This is a genomic window from Enterococcus sp. AZ077 (assembly GCF_051714965.1).
GTDB classification, from domain to species: domain Bacteria; phylum Bacillota; class Bacilli; order Lactobacillales; family Enterococcaceae; genus Enterococcus_B; species Enterococcus_B hirae.
Map to the genome: position 1 here is coordinate 2,445,128 of NZ_JBIOSX010000001.1, position 18,266 is coordinate 2,463,393.

At 37.5% G+C, this 18,266-nt stretch carries 15 protein-coding genes, 1 pseudogene and 1 other annotated feature; of the genes and pseudogenes, 5 read left to right on the forward strand and 11 right to left on the reverse strand.

Going from position 1 to position 18,266, the window contains the following annotated elements:
• Positions 1-23 precede the first annotated feature (23 nt).
• Complete coding sequence (locus tag IGL28_RS11375) at positions 24-650, reverse strand: lysophospholipid acyltransferase family protein (protein ID WP_053766275.1); 627 nt, start codon at positions 648-650, stop codon at positions 24-26.
• Positions 651-778: 128 nt separating this feature from the next.
• Here IGL28_RS11375 and IGL28_RS11380 point away from each other — a divergent pair, with 128 nt between their 5' ends.
• The 5 genes and pseudogenes from IGL28_RS11380 to IGL28_RS11400 all read left to right on the forward strand — a co-directional run.
• Positions 779-1,513, forward strand: coding sequence for a tRNA1(Val) (adenine(37)-N6)-methyltransferase (locus IGL28_RS11380; protein WP_063627540.1), 735 nt, complete (start codon positions 779-781; stop codon positions 1,511-1,513).
• Positions 1,503-1,784: a GIY-YIG nuclease family protein gene (locus tag IGL28_RS11385; RefSeq protein ID WP_053766274.1), complete on the forward strand. Its 282-nt coding sequence runs from the start codon at positions 1,503-1,505 to the stop codon at positions 1,782-1,784. The genes IGL28_RS11380 and IGL28_RS11385 overlap by 11 nt, the downstream gene beginning before the upstream one ends.
• A 603-nt stretch (positions 1,785-2,387) precedes the next feature.
• Positions 2,388-2,777: a hypothetical protein gene (locus IGL28_RS11390; protein WP_081128428.1), complete on the forward strand. Its 390-nt coding sequence runs from the start codon at positions 2,388-2,390 to the stop codon at positions 2,775-2,777.
• A 46-nt stretch (positions 2,778-2,823) separates the two neighbouring features.
• Complete coding sequence (locus tag IGL28_RS11395; RefSeq protein WP_081128426.1) at positions 2,824-3,102, forward strand: hypothetical protein; 279 nt, start codon at positions 2,824-2,826, stop codon at positions 3,100-3,102.
• Between the two features lie 18 nt (positions 3,103-3,120).
• Positions 3,121-3,387 (forward strand): annotated as a pseudogene (locus IGL28_RS11400) (transposase); the annotation flags it as partial.
• A 113-nt stretch (positions 3,388-3,500) separates the two neighbouring features.
• Here IGL28_RS11400 and IGL28_RS11405 read toward each other — a convergent pair.
• The 10 genes from IGL28_RS11405 to prmA form a co-directional block, all read right to left on the reverse strand.
• Entirely contained in the window at positions 3,501-5,447 is a 1,947-nt protein-coding gene (locus tag IGL28_RS11405) for an acyltransferase family protein (RefSeq protein WP_010720873.1), read from the reverse strand.
• Between the two features lie 442 nt (positions 5,448-5,889).
• Positions 5,890-6,765: a YitT family protein gene (locus IGL28_RS11410; RefSeq protein WP_010720874.1), complete on the reverse strand. Its 876-nt coding sequence runs from the start codon at positions 6,763-6,765 to the stop codon at positions 5,890-5,892.
• A 447-nt stretch (positions 6,766-7,212) separates the two neighbouring features.
• A complete protein-coding gene (gene aspS, locus IGL28_RS11415) occupies positions 7,213-8,979 on the reverse strand; it encodes an aspartate--tRNA ligase (protein ID WP_081128424.1) in 1,767 nt (588 codons plus the stop codon).
• Positions 8,980-8,993: 14 nt separating this feature from the next.
• Positions 8,994-10,286 (reverse strand): histidine--tRNA ligase, encoded by a 1,293-nt coding sequence (gene hisS / locus IGL28_RS11420; RefSeq protein WP_010720876.1) that lies wholly within the window; start codon positions 10,284-10,286, stop codon positions 8,994-8,996.
• Between the two features lie 55 nt (positions 10,287-10,341).
• Positions 10,342-10,551 (reverse strand) — a binding site (T-box leader).
• A 189-nt stretch (positions 10,552-10,740) separates the two neighbouring features.
• Entirely contained in the window at positions 10,741-11,688 is a 948-nt protein-coding gene (locus IGL28_RS11425) for an aldo/keto reductase (protein WP_081128423.1), read from the reverse strand.
• A gap of 425 nt (positions 11,689-12,113) precedes the next feature.
• Entirely contained in the window at positions 12,114-13,373 is a 1,260-nt protein-coding gene (locus IGL28_RS11430; protein WP_197725904.1) for a cytochrome P450, read from the reverse strand.
• Positions 13,374-13,680: 307 nt separating this feature from the next.
• Positions 13,681-14,127 carry a D-aminoacyl-tRNA deacylase gene (gene dtd / locus IGL28_RS11435; protein WP_034699948.1) on the reverse strand — a complete coding sequence of 149 codons (447 nt, stop codon included), beginning with the start codon at positions 14,125-14,127 and terminating at the stop codon, positions 13,681-13,683.
• A gap of 11 nt (positions 14,128-14,138) precedes the next feature.
• Positions 14,139-16,352 (reverse strand): RelA/SpoT family protein, encoded by a 2,214-nt coding sequence (locus IGL28_RS11440; protein ID WP_010720880.1) that lies wholly within the window; start codon positions 16,350-16,352, stop codon positions 14,139-14,141.
• A 206-nt stretch (positions 16,353-16,558) separates the two neighbouring features.
• Positions 16,559-17,311, reverse strand: a complete 753-nt coding sequence (locus IGL28_RS11445; RefSeq protein WP_081128420.1) for a 16S rRNA (uracil(1498)-N(3))-methyltransferase — start codon at positions 17,309-17,311, stop codon at positions 16,559-16,561.
• Positions 17,312-18,259 carry a 50S ribosomal protein L11 methyltransferase gene (gene prmA, locus IGL28_RS11450; RefSeq protein ID WP_010720882.1) on the reverse strand — a complete coding sequence of 316 codons (948 nt, stop codon included), beginning with the start codon at positions 18,257-18,259 and terminating at the stop codon, positions 17,312-17,314.
• Positions 18,260-18,266: the final 7 nt, after the last annotated feature.

The following is an 18,266-nucleotide window of genomic DNA, read 5'->3' on the forward strand; positions in this document are numbered from 1 at the left end:
GATGTTTATTGAAAAAGAATCATTTACTTTTTATTTTTGATTTCATATTTAAAGTCAGGATTGACTTCTTTGTCTAATTGATCGAAAGCCTCTTGTGTTCTACGTTCGATTTCTGCCATTCCTTCTTTGTCTGTTTTTTTGATATCAGACAAATCGATCGGTTCACCAAAACGCACAACCACCCGTTTGCGCTTGAATAAGTCACCCAAAGTCAATGGTCCTTGGTAGACAGCAGGAACGATTTTTGCTTTTGACATTTTAGAAATCAATGCCATTCCGCCTTTTAATTCCGTTGCATGTCTTGTTCCACTTGGGAACATAATCAAACCTAAATGAGTAGATTTTAAAATTTTAACTGGCGTTTTGATGACACTAGGTCCTGGATTTTCTCTTTTTACTGGAAACGCATGGGCATGTGTCAAAATAAAGCGTAATACTGGATTTTTGAATAATTCTTCTTTTGCCATAAAGCTAAATTCTTTAGGCGAAGCTGCTACAGCAAGATATAAAGGATCCCACCAAGTTCGATGTGGCGCTACCAAAATATAATTCTCATCTTGTGGTAAAACTTCTTTATTTTCATATCGGGCATTGCCGTTGATCACTGCTAAGATCACTCGGACTAGCCCTCTCATAAATCGATAGAACATAGTCTCTTCCTTTCTAGGTGTATGGTCATAGTATGCCTAAATTTAGGAAACTTTACAAGGTACCTTGGTTCTTTTTTATAAAAATAGTATAATACAATCACTTAGTTTTTTCATTTTGGAGGGAACCCATGCTTCACGAAGATGAACGGATCGATCAATTATATGCAAATGATATTAAAATCATTCAAAGTCCTCACGTTTTTTCTTTTTCACTAGATGCTGTTTTACTTGCTCATTTTGCACGTGTACCGAAAAAAGGACAAATCGTTGACCTCTGTGCAGGAAATGGTGCAGTCGGTCTTTTTTTGAGCAAACGAACGAATGCGTTGATTGATGGAATCGAAATTCAACCACGTTTAGCGGATATGGCAAGACGTAGTATCCAATTAAACGAGCTAACACACCAAATGACCATCCATACGCTTGATTTAAAAGAAAGTTTATCCGTTGTTCGTCATAATTCATGTGATTTAGTCGTCTGTAATCCCCCTTATTTTAAGGGATTACCAACCAATAAAAAAAATCCGAATGAGCATTTAGCGATTGCTCGACATGAAATCCATACTACTCTTGAAGATGTGATCAAAATTTCTAGTAAATTATTAAAAACCAATGGACGCTTTGCAATGGTCCATCGCCCAGACCGCTTTTTAGAAATTATTCAGTTACTAGAAAAGCACCGTATCGCCCCTAAAAAAATTCAATTCGTTTATCCAAAAATGGGGAAAGAGGCAAATATTTTGTTGATCGAAGGAATCAAAGAAGGCAAATTAGATGGCTTTAAAGTTGCTTCACCGTTGATCACATACATGCCTGATGGTAGCTATACAAATGAAATCCGAGAAATTCTTTATGGCCAGTGAGCATTATTTTTATGTCTTAGCTTGTAAAGATGGCACGTTTTACGGTGGCTATACGACGGATCTTTCAAGAAGATTAGCAGAACACAATCATGGGACAGGAGCTAAATATACCCGATTACAAAAAAGGCGACCCGTCAAAATGATCCATGCTGAGGTGTTTGCAACTAGGAGTGACGCAACAAAAGCCGAAGCAGCCTTTAAAAAACTCACGCGCACTCAAAAAGAACGGTATTTAAAGACACAGCCCTCTCACATGTTGCCAGAACAATAATTTGGGTCAATATTACTGGGGCTGAATCGACCTTTTAAGGGGATGTACGAGAACTAAACAAAAACACAAAAATTAGTTTTTTGGCTGTTGATTGTTACCTACTTCAAACAGTTGAAAAGACATCTTGAGATCCTTTCAAATGAGTTCAGCACTCATTGTTAGAGGAAAATCGGCTCTATAATTTATGGGACTGATGATGTATCGAGGTTGCTTACGAAAGCTTCCAGAAGAATCCCCACATAAAGACAGTCAAACGTGTAGCTTACGGACTTAAATCATTTGAGAACATGAATATTAGAATCTTTTTGAGCAATCAATTAATTAACGTGAAATAACAAAAAATACGGGTCAGAATGAGGTTCATTCTGATCCGTATTTGATTTTATACCACTTATCGGTTCTTATTGACAAAGAATTAAAATAATGTTGAGGCGTTTTATGGATTTGATGATTTTTACATAAAGTTACAACCAAAAATTAAAAATTATTAGCAGTTATGAGTTTAAAACGATACTTTGTGAAAATATCGGCAGCATTTAAAGGTAACGTGATAAATTGAAATAGGAAGTATGGTGTCAAATTAATTTAAGGAGGTAAAGAATAATGAAAAAAGTGATACTAAAAGGCTTAATTTTAACTACATACATGGTAATGACGTGTTCAATGATTATTATAGGTGAAGTTGCTTTTACCAGTGAAAACACTATGGCTGGTACTGAAGAAGTTATAGCCGAACCCACTAATAATATACAGTATGACATGTCAGGATTAATGATACATAGTAGCGCTAGCACGCTTAATTTTTCTGAGTATGTTTATATGCAAAACAAACCATATGGATCAAGTCGTTGGATTCCAAGCTTGACAAAAATTTGGCAAGTTAAATATAAAGACGGAAAAAAATACCAAGGCTATGTGAAGTGGACGGGTAAGTATAAAAACGGCACGCATATTGGTGCATATTATCAATACACTGGCGTATTAACTTTATAGGAAAGATAAAGTTATGATTCTTGTATAAACGAAAGGTGACAGTATATTGAAATTAAAAACGATTCGTTCTATTAGAATAGTCAAAGTAATACAGTTCTTACTTAGTTTTTCTTCTGTCTACTTACTAATAAAAGGATCTAAGTATGTATTTTTAATACCATTATTATTTGGTTTTCTCTTGGAACTAATACTTCCAAAAGAATATGGTGGTGGACTAGTTAAAAATAAAAAGAATGTATTTATAAATTCAGAAAAAATTTGGATTGAACCACTGATTGAAATTATACTTTTGATTTTATTTATTATTTTTTCAACTATTAATTGACCTAGGAAGAAGAAGATGTTTCATCTCAAAGATTCTATCTTATTCTTCTCCTTATTAAAAAAACTTCCAGAAGCGCTGGATGATCGCTTTCGAGCGAAACTTCAAAACCTTCTTTCTTATGAAGAAGGAATTACCAATGCACTGATTTACCCTTACTCTAATGGAAAAATAGAAGCAAAGAATCCCCACATAAAGACAGTCAAACGTGTAGCTTACGGACTTAAATCATTTGAGAACATGAATATTAGAATCTTTTTGAGCAATCAATTAATTAACGTGAAATAACAAAAAATACGGGTCAGAATGAGGTTCATTCTGATCCGTATTTGATTTTATACCACTCATCAGTCCTTATTGACAAAGAGCCGGAAAATCAAGATGTCTTATCTCTTATTCAACTATTCCGTACTACCATTTCCATTAGCAGAACTAGCTACACTACCACTATTAGTATTCGTATCATTTTGGGTTGATTCACTTGAAACAGTTTTCTTCGTTTTATCTTTCCCTAATAAAGTTTCACTTACTAAATGGATATAGTGTTTCATTCCTTCTGGATTTGGATGTACTTGGTCATCATAAAACCAATCATTGTGGCTATTACTATAATCATACCAGTCGATCAATGTAAGATTATCGTATTTTTTAGCCATTTGTGCTAACAAGGCATTCACATCGTTTTGCCAACGTTTTGTAGGAACGCGGACATTTACCCAGTAAACTTTACGATCTCCTAAGGCACTCATGATGCTATCAAATTGCGATTCAGAAAAGGCACCATTTGTTCCTAAGCCAATCAAAACCGTATCTTTCAATAGGTTTTGTTTTTTCAGTTCTTCAATATATGGCTCACTCGCATATAATTGTCGACCAACGTCTCCATCAACAACAACTTTAGGATATAACTCCTTCAAATCAGTCGCTGCATCTAACATGACTGAGTCCCCAAATGCTGTCAATTCTAATTTCTGCGCTTTCTTTCCTTGTTTAGCTGTTAGTCCATATTTGTCAAGAACTGCTTGATCAACGGTGTTGGAATTATTATCTTCATTTTTCTGGCTTTCCTCCGCCAATCTTTTACTTTCAGCAATTTGTGCTTGTAATTTTTTTTGATCCGCAGTCACTGAATTCTTAGGTGCTGTAACAAAACCAACAAGAGCGATCAACACCATCAATGTTCCCGGAATGACCCAAGGTTTTTGCTTGCTGATAATCGGCTTAGTGAACCAGCCTTTGACTACTTGAATCGTTTGTCCATAATCGAATCGTGCCAAAGGACGTTCAATGTAGCGATAAGAAAGTTCGCTAATGATCAGGATCAATGAAATCTCGATCAATGTATGAAGCAAAACATGATCCGCAATATTCGCAACTTTTGCTTCATAAAAAATCATGACTGGAAATTGATACAGATAGATGCCGTAACTTCGTTTACCGATCCAAGAAAACACGGGATTGGTTAACCATTTGTTCACACTTGCGCCTGGATGCGCTGTTACCGCAACTAAAACGACACAGAAGAGACTAACTAACAGCATGCCCCCATAATAGACAAAACTATAATGATCATCTAACAAGAAAAAGAAGAGGATCAATGCGATCAGTGAAATCAATCCGGCTAGATTCAACACCCGTTTTGCTTGCTTCGGAATATTTTTTTTCAATCGGGTACTTGGCCAGACAAAAGCCAAAGCACTTCCTAACCAAATTGAAAACAATCGCGTATCTGTTCCATAATATACTCGAGTTGGATCGCCGCCTGGCGTAAACAGGATCATCATGAGGATCGCAGAAATAAGTGATCCTCCTAGGACTGTATAAACGATCCACTTCTTTTTACGTACAAAAACCATTAACAAAACAAAAAGAATGGGCCAAACTAAGTAGTTTTGACCTTCCACCGCCAATGACCAAATATGGGTAAACGGTGATTCATTGGCAAATCGATCAAAATAAGACAAACCATTTTTTATTTGCCACCAGTTGTTGACATACAATAAACTACTAACGACTGTTCCTCGTAAGTTATTCAATAACCCTCGTTGAAATAACGTAATATAAGCAGATGCAGTGATTAGTAAAAACACTAATCCTGGATATAACCTTTTCATTCGTCGGACATAAAACTGCCAAATATTGATTTTGCCATTTTGTTCCCATTCTTGCCGTAATAAATCAGTGATCAAATAGCCTGATACAACAAAAAATATCGGGACGCCCAAATAACCACCCTTCAAACTTGTAGGGAGCAAATGGTACAAAATCACTCCTACTACTGCCAAAGAACGAATACCGTCAAAACCAGTAATGTAGCGACTATTTTTTAACCTTTTTTGTTTTTCCATTCAATATTCCAACTTTTCATAAACTTTTTTCATTTGTAATATACGTGTATTGCACAAAAATAGCAAGAAAAATTCATGTGATTTTCGCTATCATTTCTATCTTCCCATAAAACTTTGAAAAAAAGAATAACTTTTTCCGCAACTTTAATAAAAATTCAACTATGGACAACGTATAACTAAAAATAACCTTGAAGTCTCAGTAAGATTACATCTAACTGAAAGAATCACTTTACTAAGATCGTTACGACAAATTTAGCAAAATGAAGGGTGAAAATCTCAAAACAGGATAAACTGTTTGAAGATTCTCACCCTCCAGATACAAATCAAGCTACACAATGCCCAACTTTATCAAACGATTTGTAGAATAAAGTTGTTTCCAGCCACACTGATCGATTCATTTATTTGGATATGTCACTTTTTCTGTCAATAAGTTGCACTTGCACTAAACGCCCTCTTCATAAAACCGACCAAGAATTTGGACATTTTCGGCGATACTGACAAACGCTTGTGGATCAGAAGCTTTCATCGCTTCTCTTAACAAAGGCAACTCATAGCGTGTAACGATCGTCATCAACACCGTTTGTTTATCGTGCTTGTAAGCTCCTTCTGCCTCATTGATGATCGTGATTCCACGACGCATACAGTTTTGGATTTCATTGACTACTCGTTCGGGATGCTTCGTTACGATCATCACTTGCATTTTCTTTTGTTTCGTATACATCACGTCGGTTACTTTCCCACTGACAAAGATCGAAAGTGCGCTATAAAACATGTATTGCCAGCCAAAAAGGATACCAGCTACGAAAACAATCAATGCATTGAAGTAAATCGAAATTGAACCAATCGATTTTCCTGTCTTTTTACGAATAGTGATACTGACGATATCCAAACCACCTGAGGATAAGCCATTTCTTAAGGCTAACCCGATCCCTAACCCCATCACAGCTCCCCCAAAAATCGCGCAGATGATTGGATCAGTTGAAAGAACCGTTAGAGGAAGGATATGGATACAAAGTGACGTCAATGTCACGGTGATAAATGTAAAAATCGTAAACTTCTTACCGATTTTCACCCAAGCAAGAACAAATAAAGGAATATTCAATAAGTATAAAGTCGTTGAGACGGGTACTTCGAATCCAATCAACGATTTAGATAAAGTAGTCAGTATTTGTGCCAAGCCAGTGATTCCGCTTGAATAAATATGTCCTGGTTGATAAAAAAAGTTTAGTGCTACTGATGCAATCAATGCATAAACGATAGATACCGAAAGCTTGGTCGTATAATCATGATGCGCCCAATTTTCGAAAGTTTTTTTCATTGCTTTGTATTTCCGGTTACGATCTCGTACTTTCATATGAATTCGTATGAAGAGACAATCATTGGCTGGAAGTCAATTTCTCTCTTTTCCCGGAATTTCCTTTCTTAATTTTAATTTGGATAGTGAGTAAAGATACGTAGTATATAATGAAAGAACGAACGATTACGTTCAGTGACTACTCTATAATGATCCATCATTACACTAACCAAAAAGAAGGATTCATTCTTCGCCTATCGCATCACTAAACGTAGCATCCATTGAAAATATGGGTTAAAACTCAACTGACATTATACGCTATGGCTTAATTATAAATCGTTTTGGAATTAAATCAAGACAACATAAACAAGTACGAGAGTCTTTTTACACCTAGTCCAGACTCCCGTACTTATTATTTATAAAACGATCAATGGAATTGAGTTACTAGTCTTTTGTTCAATACGAATAAACTTAGTCCATGCTGGTTACATCAATATTCAAGTCAAATAATTGGGCATCTGATACCGTACTTGGTGCATCACTCATGACATCTGCTGCTCTACCATTTTTAGGGAAAGCAATAACTTCACGAATGTTTTCTTCACCAGCAAGTAACATCACAAAACGGTCCAAGCCAAGAGCAATACCGCCATGTGGTGGGAACCCATAATCCAATGCAGTTAATAGGAAACCAAATTGTTCCTCCATTTGTTCCTTCGTAAAGCCTAAAGTTTCTAAGACTTTTTCTTGGATTTCACGAGTATGGATCCGGATTGAACCACCGCCTAGCTCATAGCCATTCAATACGATATCATATGCTTCTGCATAGACACTAGCTGGATCTGTACTCAAGCGTTCAAGATCTTCTTCTTTTGGCATCGTAAATGGATGATGAGCGGATACGTAGCGTCCTTCTTCTGCAGAATATTCAAATTGTGGCCATTCTGTGATCCACAAGAAATTGAATTTTGATTCATCAATTAAGCCTAATTCTTTTCCTAAGCGTGTACGGATTGCACCTAGTGTTGCAGCTACGATTTCTTTTGTATCCGCACCAAATAATAAAATGTCTCCAACTTCAGCGTTTGTCGCTTGAACGATTGCTTCTGTTGCATCTCCCATAAATTTAGCGATTGGACCTTTCAAGCCGTCCTCTTCTACTTTTAGCCAAGCTAATCCCTTCGCACCAAATTGGCTAGCGTATTGCCCAAGATTATCTAAATCTTTACGAGAGTAGTTGCTTGAAGCATTTTTAGCATTTAAAACTTTGACGACGCCACCTTTTTCAAGAGCCATTTGGAAGACTTTGAAATCAACATCTTTGACGATTTCACTTAAGTCGATCAACTCCATCTCAAAACGTGTATCTGGTTTATCACTACCGTAGCGATTCATTGCTTCGTCATACGTCATGCGAGGAAACGGTAAAGTAACGTCGATTCCACGAACATCTTTCATCACTTTCGCAATCAAGCCTTCGGTATAAGCTTGGATTTCTTCTGCCGTCAAGAATGTCGTTTCAATATCTACTTGAGTAAATTCTGGCTGACGATCACCACGAAGATCTTCGTCACGGAAACAACGAACGATTTGGTAGTAACGATCAAATCCTGCGTTCATCAATAATTGTTTAAACAACTGAGGTGATTGAGGTAAAGCATAGAAGTGCCCTGGGTAAACACGCGAAGGAACAAGATAGTCACGAGCCCCTTCTGGCGTTGATTTTCCTAAATAAGGTGTTTCGATATCCATGAAATCATTATCATCTAAATAATGACGGATTGCTTTCGTTGTTTCATTTCTCATTTTGATATTTTTCGTCATTTTTGGACGACGCAAATCTAAATAACGATATTTCATACGGATCTCGTCTCCGACTGTTTGATCGTCTTCAATCAAAAACGGTGGTGTTTTTGCTTTGTTCAAGATAACAATTTCGTTTGCGAATACTTCATATTCACCAGTGACCATTTTAGGGTTGATGGCTAGCTCCTCACGTTTACGAACCACACCAGTGATTTCAATCACGTATTCACTCCGACATTTATCCGCGATTTCCCATGCTTCTTTATTGACTTCAGGATTGAAAACGATTTGGACGATTCCTTCTCGGTCACGTAAATCAATAAAGATTACTCCCCCTAGGTCTCTTCGCTTTTGTACCCACCCTTTTAATGTAACAGTTTGATCTAGTTCTTTTGCTGAAATCAAACCGCAATAAGTTGTTCTTTGTGCCATTTTTCTTTTTCCTCCTACTCGAATAAAGTCATTTCATCATAGACTTCATCAAAATGTTCATAAACTTCTGTTAAACTAAAGCTTTTTTCTTTTCTATTAGCCATTGATTTGACTGTGACCGTTTGGTTTTCCAGCTCATCTCCGCCAATAACTAACACTAACTTAGCATTCGCTTTATCAGCCGTTTTGAATTGTGCTTTTGCTTTACGATCCATAAAATCACGATCAGCTGAAAACCCAAAATTGCGGATCGTTTGCACCAGTTTCAATGCTTCGATATTCGTTTCTTCGCCTAAAGCCACGACATAAGCATCTAATTCATTAAATGCCGGAATCACGACTTCTTCTGCTTCCATTGTTAACAGCAAGCGTTCGATTCCCATCGCAAAACCAAAACCGGGTGTTTGAGGTCCGCCTAGTTCTTCAACCAGATTATCGTAACGTCCACCTGCACAAATTGTCGCTTGTGCGCCCATCTTTGGTGCATCACTCATAATCTCAAAGATTGTATGTGTATAGTAATCCAACCCTCGAACCATCGTGCTATCGATTTCGTAAGGTATATTAAGTGCATCCAACATAGCAACGACCATATCAAAATGTTTTTGTGCTGTTTCGCTTAAGAAATCTAAAATCGATGGTGCATCAGCAACAAACTTTTGATCTCGTTTGTCTTTACTATCTAACACCCGCAACGGATTCTCATGCAAACGACGTTGTGAATCTTCACTCAACTCTTTTTCAAATGGTGAAAGATAGTCGATCAATGCTTGACGATATGCTTGACGCGTTTCTTTATCTCCTAGCGAGTTGATCACTAATCGAATTTGAGTGATTCCTAATTGTTTGAAGAAATCAAGGGCCATAACCATGCTTTCTACGTCAGTTGCTGGATTGTCAGAACCAAAAGCTTCTACTCCTATTTGATGGAATTGACGTAAACGACCTTTTTGAGGGCGTTCATAACGAAACATTGGTCCCATATAAAATGTTTTATAAGGTTTTGCATATTCTGGTCCAAATAATTTATGTTCCACAAAAGAACGAACGATCGGTGCTGTTCCTTCTGGACGTAAAGTGATGTGGCGTTCCCCTTTGTCATAGAAATCATACATTTCTTTTGACACGATATCCGTTGTATCCCCTACACTTCGAGAAATGACTTCATAGTGTTCAAAAATAGGCGTGCGGATTTCATTGTATTGATAATCTCTAAACAATAAACGCGCTGTTTCTTCCACGAACTGCCATTTTTCTGACTCACCAGGTAAAATATCATTTGTTCCTTTTGGTCTTTGGAAACTCATTTTTTTCTCCCCTTTACTTTTCTATGTAAAAAAAAATCCACCCTTATTCATTACGAACAAGGGTGAATGACTAATTCATACACGGTACCACCTATTTTTGAAAGATTGCTCTTTCCTCTAACGATTAACGCTCGTACACGGGACGGCTTTTCACTCGTCCATCTCCAGAGTGTCTTTTAGAACCTAAAACTTTAGATCATTTTCAGCCTTGATGATCCTCTCTTGTAAAGCTTCAGAAACTTACTCGCTCTTTCATTGATATTTTCAATATTACCTATAACCTACTAAAAACAAGGCGTAAAGTCAAGAAAAATCTGTAAATCAACTGAGAATTAATAAGGTGCTAACCGACTAACTGAATGAAACATCTCCTTAATTACTAGCATCCTTCATTCCAGTACACGCTCATTTTTTCAGAGCTAACTTCTTCTGTCACGACCTTCTCTGTATTTTTCTAAAAATCTTTAAAGAGTTGATCAATGGTATGGTAATCAGTGGACGATAAATGAATATCTAATGCACGAGCATTATCTCTAACTTGTTCCGGTTTTTTCGCTCCAGGTATCACGACAGAAATCCGTGGATTTTTCATATACCAAGCTAAAACGAGTTGAGCAATACTAGCTTGATTGTTTTTCGCAATCGGTGCAAGTTGTTCGACAGCCTGAATGATTTTTTCAAACCTCTCTCCTTGAAAATCCGGATTCTTCTTACGAGGGTCATCTGGAGCCATACTTTGAAGACTATTTAAATGATATTTTCCCGTTAACAAGCCGGAAGCAAGTGGAAAATAAGGGACAAAACTAATGTTATGTTGTTCAAGATAAGGCCAACGTTCTTTTTCAGCTTCACGATGGATCAAACTAAATTTATCTTCAACAACATCAACATAGCCATCTTGATTTGCTTCTTTCAGTTGAGTCATTGAAAAATTAGAGACTCCGATTGCACGGATCTTCCCTGCTTCTTTTAGTTTGTGCAACGCAGCGACTGCTTCATTTTTTGGCGTTTCTTTATCTGGAAAATGGATATAAAAAATATCAATATAATCAGTTTGTAAACGTCGGAGTGCTTCTTCTACAGAACGGGTCAAAGATTCTGGTGAATTATTGAATACCCCTTTTTGTCCAGGAACATGGGCAGCTTTAGTGGCAATGATCACCCGTGAACGATCAAATTCATTTTCTTGCAAGACTTCACCGATCAGTTCTTCTGAACGTCCATTTCCATAAGCATAAGCAGTATCAATTAAATTGATGCCGTTTTGCAAAGCGGTTCGTACAACTTCTTTCCCAGTTTCATCTTTTAAGTTAGCAAAAAGATTATGACCACCGATCGCATTCGCTCCTAAGCCAAGTTGTTCAGCATAAACTTGTGAATGTCCAATTCTTATTTCTGCCATTCGCAATTCCTCCTTTTTTCTTTAGTCTAAAACAAAAAGAAAAAAAGCTAAACTAAAAGAACTTTTGAAACAAGAGGTTGTGAAAGAAGCGATCAGCTCCGAGCGAATAAGAGAGGATTTTTTAAAATAGCTTCTCATATTTTAGAAAATCATCGCTTATTGCTGAGGAGTTGCTTCTTGAACACCGTGAATTAGAGGTTGTGAAAAGAGCGTTTTGACCTGAGCGTTAAGGAGGGAAATCTCGAAACAGCTCCCCATGTTTTGAGATTTTTTGACTTATCGCCGAAGGTCAGCTCTTTGAACACCGTTTACTTGTTTTAGAATAAAAAATAAAGCTCCCCCAAAAGTTAGTTTTTTTAGTCTAACTTTTTTTGGGGGGCGCTACAGAATGAGATTTATATTTCAGACTTTTTATTTTCTACGCACTATTCTTTATATAAGAGTACACGACTATTAGGATAAGTTGGAAATTGATTACTAGGGATCGTCCAATCTTGTTCAGGTACTGAAAATTCATAATGGTTGACTAATTGGTCAGAAAAGACCCGTAAACTGTGTAAAGTGATCCATTCTCCTGCACAGCGATGCATTTGTCGAAAGTCTCCTCCACCTTGAGCAATCATCTCATATTCCTCTTCGTAAGAAAGATCTTTTGCTTTCCCTAAATAACGTTTGATCATGAATGAATCTGGCGCATCGATTGTACGCTCATCATGATTCGTCCCGTATAGATCCAAAATAACCCAACTATCTTTAGGAATAAGATAGCCGTCAACTGACACATCTTTTAAAGCAATGGCTGGCAACATTGGGAAAAATGGATAGTAACGACGCATTTCCTGAATAAACGGATCTTGAAGTTCTGTAAAGTCATTTTTTAACTGCTGTTTTAAGTCTGGTCGACTGAATAAAGCATGTCCCATCAAAGCTGCCCAGACTGTCAATGCTACAGTTGGTCGAATAATATTGAGCAATTCCACCGCAGCCACTTCGATTGGCAACAAATTACCATCAAGATCAGTTGCTTGGGCAAAAGCATATAAAGCGACCTCTTCTTTACCTGGAACAGGGTTTGCTCGTGCATCCTCAATCAACCTTTGAGCCCATTGTTCAGATTTTTTACGATTTTCAACCCCTTTGATATGATCGATTGGCGACGTAAATGTCCCACTGATCATAGAAATTTGGTAATCAGCGAACTGATTGATTTCTTCATCGGTCGATTCTGCTAAGTTGATTCCTGACCATTCACAAATCGAAGTAAATAGTACTTGTTTACTTAAATCAAATAATTCAAATTGTCCATGTTGTTCGTTTAACGCTTGAGACAAATTTTTTTCTAAAATTTGATGGTACGTATCCATTCTTTCCGGTGTCATCAAATCCATAAAAATCGATTTGCGATGATGGTGTTGGGCACCGTCTAGTGTTTGAACACCATCTTTCCCAAACAACGTTTTTAATACTAATTTAGGCATTGCTCCTTTTCGTTTGAAATTCCTTGGATCATAAAAAATTTGAGCGGCTTCTTTTCCATAGATCACAATCGCTTCTTTATTGAAGATTTTTGCTTTCACTACTGGCGCATTTGCCTCTTTACGTAATTCCTCTAACAAGTGATAACCTTGCTCATATCTTTTTTTAATCTCGGTTATCTTTATATCGACTACTGGTACCTCTTTCATCTTTTATCTCCTCCAATAGAACACTTCATCTATTATTAGCTTATCTTTTTTTTAGATAGCTGACAAAAAAAGTGTTCTAAAACCAAAAAGACCAAATGGACTCGATTTTAGAACTATTTCTCCTCTAAAATCACTCTTTTTTCCTTAAAAAATAGGTTCCCCCATCTGTATGACACTTTTCGAGTAGGCACACAAAAAACCGATCACTCAAAGATTCATCGCTTGTGCGAATCTCTGAGGATCGGTTAAAGAAATTGACGAGTCCTGCTCATCTTATTTCAATCAATTATGAATATACTAGCATCTCTTATTTATTTTGAGAATCAATAATGATAGTAACCGGACCGTCATTGATCAAAGATACTGCCATGTCAGCTCCAAATTGGCCGGTTGCTACGGTAATCCCTCTATTTCTAATCCCTTCATTAAAAGCCTCGTATAGTGGAATAGCTGTTTCGGGACGAGCTGCTGAGATGAAACTTGGACGATTTCCTTTTTTAGTATCTGCAAACAGCGTAAATTGGGACACACTCAAAATTTGTCCTTCGACATCTTCTACACTACGGTTCATTTTTCCTTGTTCATCTTCAAAAATACGCATTTGTGCAATTTTTTTTACTAAATAATCAACATCATCTTGCGTATCTTTTTCATGAATACCTAGTAAAATAACCAGCCCTTGATCGATCTTCCCAACTTCTTGTTGATCGATCGTCACTGAAGCTTTACTTACTCGCTGGACAACAGCTCTCACGTGTTTTCCTCCTAACCATTGGTTCGTCGCACGCTATACACATCTGGTACAGCTTTGATTTTATCCACGATGCTCTTTAGGTGAGCAAGATTTTGGATCCCTACTGTTAAATGGATCGTTGCCATTTTGTCTTTGTTGGTTCTCGCTTCCACGCTGTTTAAGTTTTTAGTCATGGTATTTACCGTTTGTAAGACATCATTTAACATGCCGGAACGATTATAACCATAAATTTCCAGATCAGCATCATATTCTTTTCTGGTATTCGAGGTATCTTCCCATTCAACTTCGATCAGGCGTTCGGCCACATTTGGCTTGTCTACTTGGACATTCGGACAGTCTCTTCGGTGAATTGAGATTCCTCTTCCTTTAGTGATATAACCCACGATATCATCTCCAGGGATCGGGTTACAGCAACGACTGATCCGAATCAACAAGTTATCGACACCTTGAATCACGACACCACCTTCATGGCGAACCTTCATTTTTTCCGGTTCTTTTTTCGGTTGGTTCATGATTTCTTCAGCTTCTTGTTTTTGTTGCTCAATCTTTTGTTCTTTTCTTTCTTTTTCAGTCAAACGGTTCGCCATCGTCAATGCACTGACTTCACCATAACCCACAGCTGCATACATATCATCTTCCGTTTGATAATTCAGCTTTTCTAAAGCATCTTGCAGCTTACTTTTTGCTAAAATTTCTTTTGGTGCAAAGCCTAGATCGATAATACATTTTGTGATTGCTTCATGTCCTTTGATGATATTTTCTTCTCTGTCTTGCGCTTTGAAGAAACGTTTGATTTTATTGCGAGCTTTACTCGTAGCAACTAATTTCAACCAATCTCGACTTGGACCAAACGAATTAGGTGAAGTCAAAATCTCAATAATGTCTCCATTTTTCAACTTATAATCTAATTGAACCATTTTGCCGTTGATTTTGGCACCCGTTGTTTTATTTCCAATGTCAGTATGGATACTATAAGCAAAATCTAAAGGTCCAGAACCTTTTGGCAGTTCTGTCACGTCCCCTTTAGGAGTGAAAACATAGACCTTATCACTAAAGATATCTCCTTTGACACCTTCCATAAATTCTGAAGCATCATAACTTTCATCTTGCAGTTCAATGATTTCGTGGAACCAGCTTAATTGTTTCGTGATACCATCTGGTTCGACCTTATCATTTTTACCTTCTTTGTATGCCCAATGTGCAGCCACCCCGAACTCGGCGATTTCGTGCATTTCTTGAGTTCGTATCTGGATCTCTACCGGATTTCCAGCTGGTCCAATGACTGTTGTATGCAAGGATTGATACATATTTGCTTTAGGCATAGCAATATAATCTTTAAACCGCCCTGGCATTGGTTTCCATTTGGTATGGATTGCTCCTAAAACAGCATAACAATCCTTGATAGAGTCAACGATTACCCGTATTGCAAGTAAATCATAGATTTCATTGAATTGTTTCTTTTGGTCTTTCATTTTCCGATAAATGGAATAAATGTGTTTAGGACGTCCATAGATTTCTGCATAGATATCTAGTTCTTCTGTTGCTAGACGAATATCTTCGACTGTGGCGTTGACATATTTTTCTCGTTCTTCTCGTTTCGTTTGCATCAAATGCACGATTCGATAATATTGTTTAGGATTGAGATAGCGAAGTGCGGTATCTTCTAATTCCCATTTGATTCGACTGATCCCCAAGCGATGAGCTAATGGTGCATAAATTTCTAAAGTTTCTTGGGCGATTCGACGTTGTTTATCTTCACGAAGATGTTTTAGCGTACGCATGTTATGTAGTCGATCAGCTAATTTCACCATAATTACACGTAAATCTTGCGCCATAGCTAATAACATCTTTCGATGATTTTCTGCTAATTGTTCTTCATGTGATTTGTATTTGATTTTCCCTAGTTTCGTTACACCGTCAACTAACATTGCAACGTCTGGACCAAATTCTTCTTTCAAATCATCCAAAGTAACGTCGGTGTCTTCTACAACATCATGCAAAAAACCAGTTGCAACAGTATGGGGGTCCATTCTTAAATCAGCTAAGATCCCAGCAACTTGGATAGGATGGATAATGTATGGTTCGCCTGATTTACGAAACTGGCCATCGTGAGCAGCCGTTGCATAATCGCAAGCTTTTTGAACAAATGCTACATGATCAGGTCCCATGTATTGGCTAACCAATTTAATCACTCCAGGACCTGTCAATAATTCTTCTTTTGGCATGGAACATCCCCCTTTCAAAGGTTACGAACAACAGCTGTTGCTCCGAATAATATTAAAAACCATTCTTCTTTTTTATAACATAACTAGAAACAAACTCATGCACACCATTCATTTGATGTCATCCGTTGTTTACAATAAAATAATTGTTTTTATTATACAGATTGTTCGTAATTTTTTCAATTTTTCCTGATTTTATTCAGTTATTATCAGTGAGTGAGCTCCCACTGATAACTTGCCGCACTTAAAAGATAAAGAGGTGCCGTCTCCGTACGTAAAATCCGTGGTCCTAATCCACATAAGATTCCACCTTTTTCCACAAAGGCTTCAACTTCTTCAGGAGCAAGACCTCCTTCAGGACCAAAAATGGCTAAAATCCGACTACCATCAGTGATTTCTTGGAATACCTTAGCTAAATTGGCTAGTTCTCCTTGTTTTGCTGACTCTTCATAAGCAATCAACAACACATCATAAGCAGATAGTCGATCAAAAAGAGCTTTCTGACTTTCCAATAATTCCACTTGGGGCGCAATCTGTCTATGAGATTGTTCAGCTGCTTCTTGAGCAATTTTGTTCAAACGTTCTTGACGTTTGTTTCTTTTTTTCGCATCCCATTTTACAATAGATGTTTTAGCTGGAAAGCCAATAAATCCATGCGCACCTAATTCTGTTCCTTTTTGAACGATCCAGTCTAGTTTATCCCCTTTTGGATAACCACTGGCAATCGTGATGTTATTGGGTAATTCCTTTTGGCTTTTTTCTTTTTCAAGCTCGCTCAAATAAACGGTATCTTCACTGATTTCTGTGATCTCCGCACGAATCGATACTTGATCGTTGAATACTAAATAGACTTGATCTTTTGGCGCCATGCGCATGACCCGTACGATATGATGAAATGCCTCTCCCGAAAGTTCGAAGCGTGTATCTGGTTGATACACCTCTTCTAAAAAGTAACGTTGCATTTATTCCACCTCAGGCTTTTTCAAGATAATTGCATACCAATCTTTTTGTTGGAAAATTTGATCAACGACAAAGCCCTGTTCTTTCATGGCGTCAATGACCATTTGTTTTTTTTCTTCAATAATACCAGATACGATCAGGCGCCCCGTTTGTTTTAATAAGCGCCAAGCATCAGGGATCATCAACAAAATAATATCTGCTAAGATGTTCGCCACGATAACATCACTTTCGATTGTGATGCCGTTCAATAAATCATTAGCAGCTACGTGAACATCTTTGGCTACTTCATTCATATCCATATTTTCTTTCGCTGCACGAACAGCCACTTCATCCAGATCATAGGCATAAACATCTTTGGCTCCTAAGTATTTTGCTGCGATACTTAAGACGCCAGAACCAGTTCCTACATCTAAAAGTGTTTCTCCGCCACGCAATACCGTTTCTAATGCTTGCAATGTTAAAGAGGTAGTTGGATGTGTCCCTGTTCCAAATGCCATTCCAGGATCTAATGTAATGATCTTTTCTAATGGATCACTTGTTTGATACGCTTCCCAACTAGGCACGATCGTTAACATTCTGGTGATCCGTACTGGGTGATAATACTTTTTCCAAGCAGTTGCCCAGTTACTTTCTTCCACTTCACTAACGGTGATGATATTTTTACCGATCGCCAAGCCAAATTCTGGGAGTTGGGCTACACGGTCTTTGATAAAAGGCAAAATCTCTGGTAAAAAAATCGTTTCAGGGAAATAAGCCATCACCAGTGCGCCTTCTGTTAATGAAGTAAAATCTTCTTTATTTAAGATTTCCCCATATTGATCAGACTTGAAATTTTCAACGTCTAAAGCATCTTCAATCGCAACACCGCTTGCTCCTGCTTCCATTAGTATATTAGCCACAGCTTCCACTGCTTCACTGGCGGTTTCAACTTTTACTTCATTCCATTTCATGACATTC

Excerpts from the sequence above, each read along its gene's own strand:
- IGL28_RS11375 (WP_053766275.1), bottom strand. The coding sequence starts at position 650 with ATGTTCTATCGATTTATGAGAGGGCTAGTCCGAGTGATCTTAGCAGTG.
- IGL28_RS11380 (WP_063627540.1), top strand. The coding sequence starts at position 779 with ATGCTTCACGAAGATGAACGGATCGATCAATTATATGCAAATGATATT.
- IGL28_RS11385 (WP_053766274.1), top strand. The coding sequence starts at position 1,503 with ATGGCCAGTGAGCATTATTTTTATGTCTTAGCTTGTAAAGATGGCACG.
- IGL28_RS11390 (WP_081128428.1), top strand. The coding sequence starts at position 2,388 with ATGAAAAAAGTGATACTAAAAGGCTTAATTTTAACTACATACATGGTA.
- IGL28_RS11405 (WP_010720873.1), bottom strand. The coding sequence starts at position 5,447 with ATGGAAAAACAAAAAAGGTTAAAAAATAGTCGCTACATTACTGGTTTT.
- IGL28_RS11410 (WP_010720874.1), bottom strand. The coding sequence starts at position 6,765 with ATGAAAAAAACTTTCGAAAATTGGGCGCATCATGATTATACGACCAAG.
- aspS (WP_081128424.1), bottom strand. The coding sequence starts at position 8,979 with ATGGCACAAAGAACAACTTATTGCGGTTTGATTTCAGCAAAAGAACTA.
- hisS (WP_010720876.1), bottom strand. The coding sequence starts at position 10,286 with ATGAGTTTCCAAAGACCAAAAGGAACAAATGATATTTTACCTGGTGAG.
- IGL28_RS11425 (WP_081128423.1), bottom strand. The coding sequence starts at position 11,688 with ATGGCAGAAATAAGAATTGGACATTCACAAGTTTATGCTGAACAACTT.
- IGL28_RS11430 (WP_197725904.1), bottom strand. The coding sequence starts at position 13,373 with ATGAAAGAGGTACCAGTAGTCGATATAAAGATAACCGAGATTAAAAAA.
- IGL28_RS11440 (WP_010720880.1), bottom strand. The coding sequence starts at position 16,352 with ATGCCAAAAGAAGAATTATTGACAGGTCCTGGAGTGATTAAATTGGTT.
- IGL28_RS11445 (WP_081128420.1), bottom strand. The coding sequence starts at position 17,311 with ATGCAACGTTACTTTTTAGAAGAGGTGTATCAACCAGATACACGCTTC.
- prmA (WP_010720882.1), bottom strand. The coding sequence starts at position 18,259 with ATGAAATGGAATGAAGTAAAAGTTGAAACCGCCAGTGAAGCAGTGGAA.